12 protein-coding genes are annotated in these 13,332 nt (G+C 70.7%); all 12 read left to right on the forward strand.

Annotation, left to right across the window (positions count from 1 at the left end; genetic code table 11):
- Nucleotides 1–147 precede the first annotated feature (147 nt).
- The 12 genes from NGH83_RS03835 (at nt 148) to thrB (ending at nt 13,239) form a co-directional block, all read left to right on the forward strand.
- Nucleotides 148–984, forward strand: coding sequence for an alpha/beta fold hydrolase (locus NGH83_RS03835; protein WP_251857747.1), 837 nt, complete (start codon nt 148–150; stop codon nt 982–984).
- An 82-nt stretch (nt 985–1,066) separates the two neighbouring features.
- The gene (locus NGH83_RS03840) at nt 1,067–2,110 is read left to right on the forward strand and encodes a BMP family protein (RefSeq protein ID WP_251857748.1); all 1,044 of its coding nucleotides are present in this window, start codon (nt 1,067–1,069) and stop codon (nt 2,108–2,110) included.
- Between the two features lie 51 nt (nt 2,111–2,161).
- Nucleotides 2,162–3,667: an ABC transporter ATP-binding protein gene (locus NGH83_RS03845; RefSeq protein ID WP_251857749.1), complete on the forward strand. Its 1,506-nt coding sequence runs from the start codon at nt 2,162–2,164 to the stop codon at nt 3,665–3,667.
- Complete coding sequence (locus NGH83_RS03850) at nt 3,664–4,770, forward strand: ABC transporter permease (protein WP_251857750.1); 1,107 nt, start codon at nt 3,664–3,666, stop codon at nt 4,768–4,770. Before NGH83_RS03845 ends, NGH83_RS03850 begins: the two co-directional genes overlap by 4 nt.
- A complete protein-coding gene (locus NGH83_RS03855) occupies nt 4,767–5,711 on the forward strand; it encodes an ABC transporter permease (protein WP_251857751.1) in 945 nt (314 codons plus the stop codon). Before NGH83_RS03850 ends, NGH83_RS03855 begins: the two co-directional genes overlap by 4 nt.
- Before the next feature lie 23 nt (nt 5,712–5,734).
- The gene (locus NGH83_RS03860; protein WP_251857752.1) at nt 5,735–6,706 is read left to right on the forward strand and encodes a nucleoside hydrolase; all 972 of its coding nucleotides are present in this window, start codon (nt 5,735–5,737) and stop codon (nt 6,704–6,706) included.
- Nucleotides 6,703–7,485 (forward strand): SDR family NAD(P)-dependent oxidoreductase, encoded by a 783-nt coding sequence (locus NGH83_RS03865; protein WP_251857753.1) that lies wholly within the window; start codon nt 6,703–6,705, stop codon nt 7,483–7,485. The genes NGH83_RS03860 and NGH83_RS03865 overlap by 4 nt, the downstream gene beginning before the upstream one ends.
- Nucleotides 7,486–7,523: 38 nt before the next feature.
- Nucleotides 7,524–8,297 (forward strand): SDR family NAD(P)-dependent oxidoreductase, encoded by a 774-nt coding sequence (locus tag NGH83_RS03870; RefSeq protein ID WP_251857754.1) that lies wholly within the window; start codon nt 7,524–7,526, stop codon nt 8,295–8,297.
- A gap of 177 nt (nt 8,298–8,474) precedes the next feature.
- Nucleotides 8,475–9,905 carry a diaminopimelate decarboxylase gene (gene lysA / locus NGH83_RS03875; protein WP_251857755.1) on the forward strand — a complete coding sequence of 477 codons (1,431 nt, stop codon included), beginning with the start codon at nt 8,475–8,477 and terminating at the stop codon, nt 9,903–9,905.
- Complete coding sequence (locus NGH83_RS03880; protein ID WP_251857756.1) at nt 9,902–11,215, forward strand: homoserine dehydrogenase; 1,314 nt, start codon at nt 9,902–9,904, stop codon at nt 11,213–11,215. Before lysA ends, NGH83_RS03880 begins: the two co-directional genes overlap by 4 nt.
- Complete coding sequence (thrC, locus tag NGH83_RS03885) at nt 11,216–12,295, forward strand: threonine synthase (protein ID WP_251857757.1); 1,080 nt, start codon at nt 11,216–11,218, stop codon at nt 12,293–12,295.
- On the forward strand, nt 12,292–13,239 hold the full coding sequence (gene thrB / locus NGH83_RS03890) for a homoserine kinase (protein WP_251857758.1): 948 nt from the start codon (nt 12,292–12,294) through the stop codon (nt 13,237–13,239). The genes thrC and thrB overlap by 4 nt, the downstream gene beginning before the upstream one ends.
- Nucleotides 13,240–13,332: the final 93 nt, after the last annotated feature.

A 13,332-nucleotide genomic window follows, 5' to 3' on the forward strand; every position in this document is an offset into this window, starting at 1 on the left:
AGCGGTGCGCGCAATGGTGTCAACGTGCGGCGCTGCCATGCAAGTAACGATCTGTGGTGCTGAATATTTCGCGTTTGTTTCAGTCTTTGTCGGCGGTGGCGCGGCGGTTGACATGCCGGTGGCGAGGTGTGAATACTCGTCGCTACCATGCAACAGGCCCCCCGGTTCGTCGCAGAACGAACGCTCACCGATTCCGCCCCTCGGATCGCCTTCTTCGAGTTCGGCGACCCCGCCGGGCCTTCCGTCGTGCTGCTGCACGGCGTCGGCAGCTCGGCGTCGACCTGGGCCGAACTCGCGCCGCTGCTCGACCCGGCGCGTCACTACCTGCTGCCCGACTATCGCGGCCACGGAGCGTCCGACGCGCCCGACGGCCCCTACGTCGTCGACGATTTCGTCGCCGACCTCGACCGCCTGCTCGATGAACGGGGCATCGCCGACGCCGACCTCGTCGGCTTCTCGATCGGCGCGGTCATCGCCCTCGCCTTCGCTCTCGCTGAACCAGAGCGGGTGCGGAGCCTCGTGCTGCTCAGCTCGATCGCCGGTCGCACCGACGCCGAACGCGAACGGGCACTGTCACGACTCGACCTGATCCGCAGCACCCCGCCGGCGGAGCTGGCGCCTTCGAGCGGCGAACGCTGGTTCAGCGAGGAGTTCCGGGCCGCCCGCCCCGACCTCGTCGAGGCCGAACTCGCGATCGTCGGCTCCGTCCGACACGCCCCCTACGCCGCCGCGTACGAGGTGCTCGTCGAAACCGATCAGCTCGACCGGGCTCCCGAGGTCGCCGTCCCTGCGCTCATCGTCACCGGCGAGAACGACGCGGGATCGACGCCCGCGATGTCCGAGAAGCTCGCCGCGCGCATCGCCGACTCCCGGCTGCACATCCTTCCCCGACTCAAGCACTACATGCACATCGAAGACGCCCCCGCCGTCGCCGCCCTGGTGAACGGCTTCCTCGACGAGATCGCAGCGCCGCCTCGTCCGTGACCTCCTGATCTATTTCCGATCAGGACAGCTCCACCCGCACCATCACCCTCCACAGCACCACCTTCTAGAGAAGAGACGCACAATGAGAAAGTCCTCCTGGTTCGGCGGCACCGCCCTCGTGGTGACCGCATCGCTTCTGCTCGCCGGCTGCGCCGGGGGGAGCGACGACCCCGGCGCCGACGGCGGTTCCGGAGGCGACGAGGTCACCATCTCGGCGCCCCTCAGCGGTCAGCTCGGCGACCAGAGCTTCATGGACTCCGCCAACGAAGGCCTCGAGCGTGCCGCCGCCGACCTCGGCGTCACCGTCAGCGTCATCGAGGCGGGCGCCGACGACGCTCCGGCCTGGGAGCGCAACCTCACCGAGGCCTCGGCTTCGGGCGAGAACGACCTCATCGTCACCGGCGGAACGGTGATGGCCTCGACGCTCGAGCGCGTCGCAGCCCAGTTCCCCGACCAGCAGTACCTGATCTTCGACTCCGAGTCGGTCGGCGACAACGTCACCGGCATCTCGTACGCGCAGAACGAGGGCGCCTTCCTCGTCGGCGCGCTCGCGGCGATCATCAGCACCAACCCGGACTCGTTCCCCCGCTCCACGGGTGCGAACAAGATCGGCCTGGTCGGCGGCATGGACATCCCCGTCATCCGCGACTTCGCGGTCGGGTACGAGCAGGGCGCGAAGGCGATCTCGCCCGACATCACCGTCGACCTGCGCTTCGTCGGCGACTTCGAGAGCGCGCAGGGCGCCTACGACATCACGACCGCCATCTTCAACGACGGTGCCGACGTGGTCTACCAGGTCGCGGGCGCCGCGGGCCTCGGTGTGCTGCAGGCCGGTGAGGACAGCGGCCGCTACGCGATCGGCACCGACTCCGACCAGAACGGCATCCACCCCGACTCGACCCCGGCGAGCGCCATCAAGTCGGTCGGCAACACCGTATACACGGGCATCCAGCAGTTCCTCGACGGCGAGCTCGAGCTCGGCACCACGACGGTCGGCAACATCAGCAACGACGGTGTCGGCATCGCCTTCAACGACGACCTCGTCCCGGCCGAGTTCCAGGACCAGATCGACGCGCTCCGCCAGCAGGTCATCGACGGCGACATCACCGTCGACTCGGCTCTGTGATCGGATAGCACCCGCGTGACCCCCGCCTCGTTCGATCCGCCAGGAGGACCCGTGCAACCGCTGCTCAGGATGCGCGACATCGTGAAGCGCTTCGGTGCGATGACCGCGGTCGACCATGTCGACCTCGAGATCCGCGCCGGAGAGGTTCACGCCCTCCTCGGAGAGAACGGGGCGGGCAAGTCCACCCTCATGAACTGTCTGTTCGGGCTCGTCCGGCCCGATGAGGGCAGCATCGAGATCGACGGCGAGGCCGTCGAGATCACCAATCCGCGGCGCGCTCTCGCGCTCGGGGTGGGAATGGTGCACCAGCACTTCAAGCTGGTGCCGTCGCTGACCGTCGCCGAGAACGTGTTCCTCGGCACCGAGGCGCACGCCGGGCCGTTCGTGCTCGAGAAGGAGCAGATCCGCACCGTCGAGCGGCTGAGCGCGGAATACGGCCTCGAGGTCAAGCCCCGCGACAAGGTCCGCTCCCTGTCGGTCGGGGCGCAGCAGCGCGTCGAGATCCTGCGGGCCCTTGCGAAGGATGTGCGCATCCTCGTGCTCGACGAGCCGACCGCCGTGCTCACCCCGGCCGAGACCGAGCGCTTCTTCGAAGTGGTCCGCGGCTTCGCGAAGAGCGGCCTCGCGGTCGTGCTGATCAGCCACCACCTCAGCGAGGTGCGCCGCATCGCCGACCGCGTCACCGTGCTGCGCCGCGGCGTGCGCGTGGCCACCGAGGAGATCGGCGCCGTCACCAACGCCGACCTCGCGGCACTCATCACCGGCGACGCGGGCTTCGCTCCGAGCGACGTCGAGATGGGCACCCCCGGCGAGGTGCGTCTCGAAGTCGAGGAGCTACGGCTGAAGAGCGCGCGAGGCCTCGACGTCGTCGACGGCGTCAGCCTCACGGTGCGCGCGGGCGAGATCGTCGGCGTGCTCGGCATCGCCGGCAACGGTCAGACCGAACTCGTCGAAGGCATCACGGGGCTCCGAGCACTCGTGAGCGGCCGCGTCGTCGTCGGCGGGACCGACGTCTCGGGCCGGACCCCCGGTGCGGTCCGCAGCGCCGGACTCGTGCACATCCCCGAAGACCGCATCGGCCGCGGCATGGCCGGCTACTGGTCGGTCGGCGACAACATCGCCGTCGGCCGCCTCGACGGCAGCACGCTCGGCGGCCCGTTCCTCTCCCGCAAGCGCATCGGCGCGTTCGCCTCCGACCTCATGGCCCGTTTCGACGTGCGCGCCTCGTCCTCCCGTCAGCTCGCGAAGCGACTTTCGGGCGGCAACGCCCAGAAGATGGTGCTCGCCCGCGAGCTGTCGAAGGACGCGGACGTCGTCGTCTGCGCCGAACCGACCCGCGGACTCGACATCGCCGCCACCGCCTTCGTGCGCGCCGAACTCGTCAAACGCCGCGACGCGGGCGGCGCCATCCTGCTCGTCTCGAGCGAGATCGAGGAAGTCACCCAGATCGCCGACCGCGTGCTCGTGATGTCGGCGGGACGCATCGTCGCCGAGTACTCGGGACGACGCCCGACCGAGGCCGAAGTCGGCCGCGCCATGTTGGAAGGCAAATCGTGACAACGCCCCCACCTCCCACCGAGACCCACGACGACGCCCCGGTCACCGCCGAAGGCGTCGCTCCCCGGACCAACTGGTTCACCGCCGCCCGCAGGGTCGTTCCGCTCGGCCTCAGCCAGTCGGTCATCGCCGTCGTCCTCGGCATCGCCGTCTGCTTCGTGATCATGCTCGCGGTCGCCTCGAACCCGATCGAGGCCTTCGGCTCGTTCGTCTTCGGCACCTTCCGCAACCCGTACTCGATCGGCAGCATGATCGCGATCGCCACGGTGCTGGTGCTCACCGCGCTCGCCGCCGCGGTCGGTTTCCGGGCCGGCGCATTCAACATCGGCGCGGAAGGCCAGCTGGTCCTCGGCGGGCTCGCGGCCGCGGTCGTCGCGGGCAACGCGGGGGTCGACGGTTTCGCAGGGCAGGCCCTCGCCCTGATCGCCGCGACGGTGACCGGGGCCTTGTGGATCGCGGTGCCGGCCGTGCTGCGGGTGAAGTTCCGCACCAACGAGATCCTGACGACCCTGATGTTCAACTACATCGCCGCCGACCTGGCGCTCTTCCTCGTCAACAGCTACTTCCGCGACCCCGACTCGGGCGCGGTCGAGACTCCGCCGCTCGACGACGGTCTCTGGCTCGCGCGCATCCTGCCGCCGCCGTCGCCCGCGAACGTCGGCGTCATCCTCGTCGTCGTCATCGCGGTGGCGATGTGGATCTACTTCGATCGCACCCGATCGGGCATGCGCATGGAGGCAGCCGGGCTGCAGCCGGCATTCGCCGAGTACCTCGGCGTGCGGTCGGGGCGCTACCTCTTCCTCTCGCTCGCCGTCAGCGGAGGACTCGCCGGCCTCGCCGGCGGTGTCGCCGTGCTCGGCATCACGCACGCCTACATCTCGGGCTTCTCTCCGCAGTATGGCTTCCTCGGCATCACCGTCGCCCTGATCGGACGACTCCGGCCGCTGGGCATCCTCATCGCCGCCGTGCTCTACGCCTCGCTGATGACCGGGGCGACCGCCATGCAGGCCACTTCGAACGTGCCCTTCTCGCTCGTCTTCGTACTCCAAGGAGTGCTCATCCTGCTCATCACCTCTCAGCGACTCGGACGGAGCAGCTCATGACCGTCTTCGGCGACTTCCTCGCCTTGACCCTGACGAGCCTCATCCCGATCCTCGCCCCCGCGATCGGCGGCATGTTCGCCGAGCGGGCACGCGCGTCGAACATCGCCCTCGACGGATGCATGCTCGTCGCCGCACTCGCCGCCATCGCGATCGGGGCCGCGACGGGCAGCCCGTGGCTCGGCCTCCTCGCGGGCGTCGTCGCGGGCGCGGTCTACTCGTCGATCCTCGCCTTCGCCGCGTTCGTCCTCCGCAGCGACCTGCTGATCGCCGGCATCGCCGCCAACCTGCTCGCCACCGGCGTCACCCTGCTCGTCGTGCAGAACGTGCTCGGCTCCACCGGCACCTATGCGCCGACCGGAGTGCAGCTCATCCCGCGCATCCCGCTCGGGCCGCTCGCCGAGATCCCCATCCTCGGCGACATGCTCGACCGGCAGAGCGCGCTGCTGTACATCACCGTCCTGCTCTTCGCCGTCGGGGCCGTCGTCATGAACCGCACCCGCTTCGGCGTGCACGTCAAGGCCGTCGGCGAGTCCGACGAGGCGGCGCTCGCCGTGGGCATCAAGCCCGTCGCGATCCGCACGGCGACCCTGCTGATCAGCGGTGCGCTCGCCGGAGTCGGCGGCGCATACCTGTCGATCAGCTCGGTCGCGTCGTTCAACTCGAACCTCACCGGCGGGCTCGGCTTCATCGCCTTCGCCGCGGTCATCTTCGGACGTGCGACGCCGCTCGGCACCGTGCTCGCCTCGCTGCTCTTCGCCGCCGCCACCGCGCTCGGCATCCAGATCCAGGGCACAGGCGCCGTGTCACCGCAGCTGCTACACATGCTTCCCTACGTCGCGACCGTCGTCGCGCTCGCGGTGCAGGCCATCGGGCGGCGCCGTCGGGAGCGGTTCGACGTGTCCGAGACCAACTACGTGCCCGCGATCATCCCGCGCGGCTGACCCCTTTACAAAAGCGAGAAGAAGTGACGAACGAGCCCACCCCCGTCCTGGTCGACTGCGACACCGGAATCGACGACGCGATGGCGCTGCTCTACCTGCTGCGCCACGAGGGCGTCGAGGTGGTCGGCATCACGAGCGTGTTCGGCAACAACACCGCCGCCCAGTGCGCGACCAACACCCTGCGCGTGCTGGAGCTGGTCGGACGCGCCGACATCCCCGTCGCCGTCGGCGCCGAGGACCCGATCGCGAGCGAACTCACCTATCTCGCGACCCACGTGCACGGCACCGACGGGCTCGGCGACGCCGGTCTCCCGGTCGATGTCGCCACCGCGCCCGACCCGCGCTCCGCGGTCGAGCTCATCGACGAGCTCGCGACCCGGTACGCCGGACGTCTGCGCATCCTCGCCGTCGGGCCGCTCACCAACCTCGCCGCCGCCCTGCGCGCCCACCCCGACCTGACCGAGCGGGTCGCCGACGTCGTCATCATGGGGGGCGCCGCGGATGCCCCGGGCAACCAGTCGCCCGCCGCGGAGGCGAACATCATCCACGACCCCGAGGCGGCGCAGGAGGTCATCTCCGCGTCGTGGCCGACGACGCTCGTGCCCCTCGACGTGACCATGCGCGAGATCCTCACCGAGGCGCACCGCGAGGCGCTGCTCGCCTCGTCCGAGCCCGCCGCGAACTTCGTCGGCGCCGCGACCGGCTTCTACTTCGAGCACTTCGGCATGGAGTCGTACGGGCGTCTCAGCTCGCCCTGCCACGACGCGCTCGCCGCGGGCGTGCTCACCGGCGACGTGGTTCCGCTCGTCGCCCCCCTCATCGACGTCGTCGTGGACTGCACCGACGGCCCCGGCCGCGGCGCGACCATCTGCGACACCCGGGCCAAGTGGCGCGGCTTCACCGGCATCACCGGTGGCAACTGCACGGTCGTGCTCGAGACCGACGGAACCTTCCCCGAAACGCTCGTCGCCTCGCTCACCGCGAGTCGGGCGTGACGGGCGGGCTCACCGGGCGCACCATCGTCGTCACGGGGGCGGCGGCGGGGCTCGGGCGCGCGATCGCGCTGCGGCTCGCCGCCGACGGAGCGACCGTCGTCGCCGCCGACCTGCGCAGCAGCGACAGCACTGTCGAGGCGATCGTCGCCGCCGGCGGCGTGGCCCGCGCCGTGACCGTCGACGTCACCTCCGCCTCCGCCATCGAGTCGCTGATCGAGGAGGCCGCGGGTGTCACCGGGCGCCTCGACGCCGTCGTGAACAACGCGGGCCGCTTCGGGGGCTCGCGCATCCTCGACACCACGGACGAGGAGTGGGATCACTACCTCGACGTCAATCTGCGTTCCACCTTCCTGATGACGCGCGCCGCGATCCGGCGCATGGTCGATCAGGAACAGCGCGACGGCGTCCGCGGTCGCATCGTCAACATGGCGTCGCAGCTCGGCATCACCGGTCCGCCGGCGGCGCTCGGCTACGCGGTCGCCAAAGCGGGCGTCATCCAGCTGACCCGGCAGGTGGCCGTCGACTACGGGCGCGAGGGCATCGTCGTCAACGCGATCGCGCCCGGACGCATCATCACGGGCGATCACCCCGGTGAGCGCGAGTACCTCGACGAGGGCACGATCGATGCGGCCACCGAGTTCTCGCTGTCGCGCACCCCGTTCTCGCGCCTCGGCGTGCCCGAAGACATCGCCGGCGCGGCGGCGTTCCTCGTCTCCGACGACTGCCGGTTCGTCTCCGGCGCGGTGCTCGCCGTCGACGGCGGCTGGACCGCGTACTGACCGCCGCTCGCGGCGCCCGCACTGAAGGAAGAGGAAGCATGTTCACTCTCGACGGAACCGTCACGGTCATCACGGGAGCCGCCTCCGGCATCGGCGCCGCCGCCGCCCGCCGGTTCGCCGCGGCGGGCAGCGATCTCGTGCTCGCCGACCACGCCGCCGACGGCCATGACATGGACGCGGTGGTCGCCGATGTCCGCGCCGCAGGGCGCACCGTCGACGTGCTCGAGGTCGATGTCCGCGATGCCGCGTCGGTCGACGCGCTGATCGCCACCGCCCTCGAACGGCACGGCCGGCTCGACGCGGTCATCGCGAACGCGGCCATCGCCCGTGTGCACCCGCTGTCCGAGATGTCCGAGGCCGACTGGTCCGAGACCATCGACGTCGACCTCACCGGGGTGTGGCGCACGTTCCGCGCCGCGGTCGGCCCGATGCGCCTGGCAGGTCACGGGCGACTGCTCGCCACCACCTCGACCGTCGGGGTGCTCGAGTCGTGGGTGAACCACGCGCACTACTCGGCGGCGAAGGCCGGCATCGCGGGCATGGTGCGCACCCTCGCAACGGAGCTGGGGCCCGACGGCATCACCGTCAACGCCATCGCGCCAGGCATCATCGAGACCCCGCAGACCCTCGACCCGGTCAACTCGCTCGGTGCCACCGGCATCGTCGAGGTCTCGGCCCGTCAGGCGGTGCGCCGCATCGGTCGCCCCGAGGACATCGCCGCGGGCTACCACTTCCTCGCGAGCGCCGACGCCTCCTTCGTCACGGGCCAGGTCCTGGTCATCGACGGCGGCCGCACCCAGCAGCACGGCTGAATGCCCTCCAATACCCCCGCGAGCGCGGTGTGTTGCTCCGAGCGCGCCTGTATAAACACCCGCATTGGGAGCAACACACCGCGCTCGCGGGGGTCCGGTAGAGTTTCGGGACTTCGTCCAGGCTTCAGGGGCCAATCCGGGTCCGCTCGCCACGCTCTTCCTCACTCGTAGGTTCTCGTGCCCGTGTCGCCCTCAGCCAGTCCGCTCGCGCCTACCTGGCTCCGTCTTCCCGACGACCCCAACCTCCTCGCGCCCTCGGTGTGGCCGTCCAGCGCCGCGCGAGACGCCGACGGCGGCCTCGTCGTCGGCGAGGTCAGCGCGCGCACGCTCGCCGACGAATACGGCACGCCGCTGTACGTGATCGACGAGGCGGACGTCCGCGAACGGGCGACGGCGACCCGCGAGGCGTTCGAGAGCGCCTTCGCCGCGGTCGGGACGAGCGCGAAGGTCTACTACGCCGGCAAGGCGTTCCTCTCGGTCGGTGTCGCCCGGTGGATGGCGGAGCTCGGCCTCGGCATCGACGTCGCCAGCCTCGGCGAGTTCATGGTCGCCCTCGCCGCCGACGTCGACCCCGCCCGCATCGGCTTCCACGGCAACAACAAGTCGCTCGGCGAGATCGCGAGCGGCGTCCGCATGGGGGTCGGGTCGATCGTCCTCGACTCCCGGCTCGAGATCGACCGGGTCGCCGATGAGGCGGCTCGGGCGGGTGTCCGGCAGAAGGTGCGTCTCCGCGTCAACAGCGGCGTCCACGCCTCCACCCACGAGTTCCTCGCCACCTCGCACGAGGACCAGAAGTTCGGCGTGCCGCTCGGCGAGGTCGAGGAGCTCGTCGCCCTGATCCGCGGGCGCGACTCGCTCGACTTCCTCGGCCTGCACTGCCACATCGGCTCGCAGATCTTCGACACCGGCGGCTTCTCCGAGTCGGCCCGCCGCCTGCTCGCGGTGCACAAGCGGCTCCTCGATGGCGGCCCGGTGCCCGAGCTCAACCTCGGCGGCGGCTTCGGCATCGCCTACACCGAGAACGACGACCCCACCCCGATCGGCGCGATCGCCCGCCAGATGGCCGCCGCGATCGCCGAGACCTGCGCCGAGCTCGGTATCGGCATCCCCGCCATCGCCGTCGAACCGGGCCGCTCGATCGTCGGGCCCGGCGGCATCACCGTCTACGAGGTCGGCATGGTGAAGGACGTGACCGTCGATGTCGACGGCCTCGACGCGACGAGGCGCTACGTCAGCGTCGACGGCGGGATGAGCGACAACCTCCGCACCGCCCTCTACGGCGCCGACTACACGGCGCGCATCGCGTCCCGCGTCTCGACCGCCGCCCCGCAGCTCGTCCGCGTCGTCGGCAAGCACTGCGAGAGCGGCGACATCGTCGTCGGCGCCGAGTACCTGCCCGCCGACATCGCCCCCGGCGACCTGCTCGCGGTCGCCGCGACCGGCGCGTACTGCTGGTCGCTGTCGAACAACTACAACTACCTCGGCCGACCCGCGGTCGTCGCCGTGCGCGACGGCGAGACGCACCTGCTGATCCGTCGCGAGACCGAGGCCGACCTGCTGCGCCGCGACGCCGACTTCGACCCCACCGCCGACGGGAGCGCCCGATGATCGAGTACCGCACACTGCGAGTCGCCCTGCTCGGCGCCGGCTCGGTCGGCAGCCGCGTCGCGTCGCTGCTGCTCGAGCACGGCGACGAGCTGGCGGCGCGCGTCGGCGCCCGATTGCACCTGTCGGGCATCGCCGTGCGCGACACCGCCGCGGTGCGCGACGTCGCGCTGCCCCAGGAGCTGTTCACCACCGACGCGCGCGAGCTCATCGTCGGCGCCGACATCGTCGTCGAGCTGATCGGCGGCATCGAACCGGCCCGCGAGTACATCGCGCTCGCGCTCGCCTCCGGCGCCGACGTGATCACCGGCAACAAGGCGCTGCTCGCCACCCACGGCCCCGAACTCTTCGACCTCGCCGAGCAGGTCGGCGCGCAGCTCTACTACGAGGCCGCCGTCGGGGGAGCGATCCCGATCATCCGCCCCCTGCGCGACAGCCTCGCGGGGGACCGGGTCGACCGCATCCTCGGCATCGTCAACGGCACGACGAACTTCATCCTCGACCGGATGGACGTCGCCGGCGAGGACTTCGACGACGCCCTCGCCACCGCGACGGCGCTCGGCTACGCCGAGGCCGACCCGACCGGTGACATCGAAGGCTTCGACGCGGCGCAGAAGGCCGGCATCCTCGCGAGCCTCGCCTTCCACACCACCGTGCCCGTCACGGCCGTGCACCGCGAGGGCATCACCGGGATCACCGCCGCCGACGTCGAGTCGGCTCGGAAAGCGGGATACGTCGTCAAACTGCTCGCCATCTGCGAGCGCATCGTCGACGCCGACACCGGCGTCGAGGGCGTCAGCGCGCGAGTGCACCCCGCCCTCGTCTCGCGTCAGCATCCGCTCGCCGCGGTGCACGGAGCCAACAACGCGGTCTTCATCGAAGCGCAGGCGGCGGGCAGTCTCATGTTCTACGGCGCCGGCGCCGGGGGAGTCGAGACCGCATCCGCCGTGCTCGGCGACGTCGTCTCCGCGGCCCGCCGTCACGTCGTCGGCGGCCCGGGCGTCGCCGAGTCGACCTCCGCGAATCTGCCGGTGCTCGGCATGGACCGCATCACGACGCGATACCGCGTGACCCTCCAGGTGCTCGACCGGCCGGGTGTGCTCGCCCAGATCGCCGGGGTGTTCAGCGGCCACGGGGTCAGCGTCGAGCAGGTCGAGCAGTCGGTTCCGGAAGACGGGTCCGACGGCACCGCTACCCTGGTCATCGGCACGCACCGGGCCAGTGAGGCCGACCTCTCGGCGACCGTCGCGACCCTGGCGGCGAGCGAACCCGTCCAATCCGTGCAATCCGTGCTCCGAATCGAAGGGGAGTAAGTGGCTCATCAGTGGCAGGGGGTCCTCCGCGAGTACGCGGACCGGCTCGACGTGACCGAGGCGACGCCCGTCGTCACCCTCGGCGAAGGCGGGACCCCGCTCATCCCGGCACGCGCGCTCTCCGAGCGCACCGGGGCCCAGGTGTACGTGAAGTACGAGGGCATGAACCCGACGGGCTCCTTCAAGGACCGCGGCATGACGATGGCCATCTCGAAGGCGGTCGAGCACGGTGCGAAGGCCGTCATCTGCGCCTCGACCGGCAACACGTCGGCCTCCGCCGCCGCCTACGCCACCCACGCGGGCATCACCGCCGCCGTGCTCGTGCCCGAGGGCAAGATCGCGATGGGCAAGCTCAGCCAGGCCATCGCCCACAACGCCCAGCTCCTGCAGGTGCAGGGCAACTTCGACGACTGCCTCGACATCGCCCGCGACCTCGCGGCCAACTACCCGGTGCACCTCGTCAACTCGGTCAATCCCGACCGCATCGAGGGGCAGAAGACCGCCGCCTTCGAGGTCGTCGAGGTTCTGGGCGACGCCCCCGACTTCCACTTCATCCCCGTCGGCAACGCCGGCAACTACACGGCCTACCACCGCGGCTACCGCGAGGAGCTCGCGCGCGGCGCATCGCAGACCCTGCCGCGCATGTTCGGCTTCCAGGCCGCCGGCAGCGCGCCGATCGTCGTCGGCGAGCCGGTGCGCAACCCCGAGACCATCGCGAGCGCGATCCGCATCGGCAACCCCGCCTCGTGGGAGCTCGCGCTCACCGCGCGCGACGACAGCGACGGCTACTTCGGGGCGATCGATGACGCGAAGATCCTCGAGGCGCACCGCATCCTCTCGGCAGAGGTCGGCATCTTCGTCGAGCCGGCGTCGGCCATCTCCGTCGCCGGACTGCTCGAGCGCGCCGAGGCGGGCGTCATCCCCAAGGGTGCACGGGTGGTCCTGACCGTCACCGGCCACGGCCTGAAGGACCCGCAGTGGGCTTTGCGAGCCGCCGACGGATCCGACGTCACGCCGACGAGCGTGCCCGTCGACACCGCAGAGATCGCCGGCGTGCTCGGCCTCTCGGGCGCGGCATGAGCACCGACCTCGCGGGCCGCAGCGTCACGGTGCGGGTTCCTGCGACCAGCGCCAACCTCGGTCCCGGATTCGACACTCTCGGCCTCGCGCTCTCGCTGTACGACGAGCTCACCGTCACGGCTCTCGCGGGATCCGGTGTCCGCGTCGAGGTCACCGGTGTCGGCGAGGGGGAGGTGCCGACCGACGAGAGCAACCTCGTCGCACGATCCATCGCGCACGTATTCGCCCACTACGGCGTCGAGCTGCCGCGACTCGAGCTCACCGCACGCAACTCCATCCCGCACGGTCGCGGGCTCGGATCCTCCGGTGCGGCGATCGTCTCCGGCGTGATGGCGGCCAAGGGCCTGCTCGACGGCGTCGTCGAGATGGACTCGTCCGCTCTCCTCGCCCGCGCCACCGAACTCGAGGGCCACCCCGACAACGTCGCCCCCGCCCTGTTCGGCGGACTCACGATCGCATGGGTCACCCCGACGGGGCCGCAGCACAAGAAGCTCATCGTGCACCGCGGCGTCTCGCCGCTCATGCTGGTGCCCGAGCACACGATGTCGACGGCGCTCGCCCGAAGCCTCCAGCCGGCCTCGGTCCCGCACGAGGACGCCACCTTCAACGTCTCCCGCTCGGCGCTGCTCGTCGCGGCGCTCATCCAGAGCCCCGAGCTGCTGCTCGCCGCCACCGAGGACCGCCTGCACCAGAACTACCGTGCGGCGGCGATGCCCGAGACGCATCGCCTCGTGACCTTGCTGCGCGAGGAGGGCTACGCCGCCGTCGTCTCCGGCGCGGGGCCGTCGATCCTCGTGCTCGGCAGCGATCCCAGCCAGCGCATCCCCGCAGCGGGCCTCGTCGAGAGCCATTCGGACACGGCGTGGCAAGCCCTCATGCTGGCCGTGGACTTCAAAGGTGCTACAGTGGTGCCGCATCCGGTGCAGTCGCCGCTCTCTTCGTAGCGGCACCGAACACGCGAGATCCCGTCCCGGCGAACCGGGTCGGAACGCGTAGACGTCTGAGCATCCGGACTCACCTTCCAGATAAATCACCCC

The organism is Herbiconiux sp. L3-i23 (assembly GCF_023734115.1).
Lineage (GTDB): Bacteria > Actinomycetota > Actinomycetes > Actinomycetales > Microbacteriaceae > Naasia.

Bases quoted from the DNA above. Each gene is read 5' to 3' on its own strand.
- NGH83_RS03835 (WP_251857747.1), top strand. From the start codon at position 148: ATGCAACAGGCCCCCCGGTTCGTCGCAGAACGAACGCTCACCGATTCC.
- NGH83_RS03840 (WP_251857748.1), top strand. From the start codon at position 1,067: ATGAGAAAGTCCTCCTGGTTCGGCGGCACCGCCCTCGTGGTGACCGCA.
- NGH83_RS03855 (WP_251857751.1), top strand. From the start codon at position 4,767: ATGACCGTCTTCGGCGACTTCCTCGCCTTGACCCTGACGAGCCTCATC.
- NGH83_RS03870 (WP_251857754.1), top strand. From the start codon at position 7,524: ATGTTCACTCTCGACGGAACCGTCACGGTCATCACGGGAGCCGCCTCC.
- NGH83_RS03880 (WP_251857756.1), top strand. From the start codon at position 9,902: ATGATCGAGTACCGCACACTGCGAGTCGCCCTGCTCGGCGCCGGCTCG.
- thrB (WP_251857758.1), top strand. From the start codon at position 12,292: ATGAGCACCGACCTCGCGGGCCGCAGCGTCACGGTGCGGGTTCCTGCG.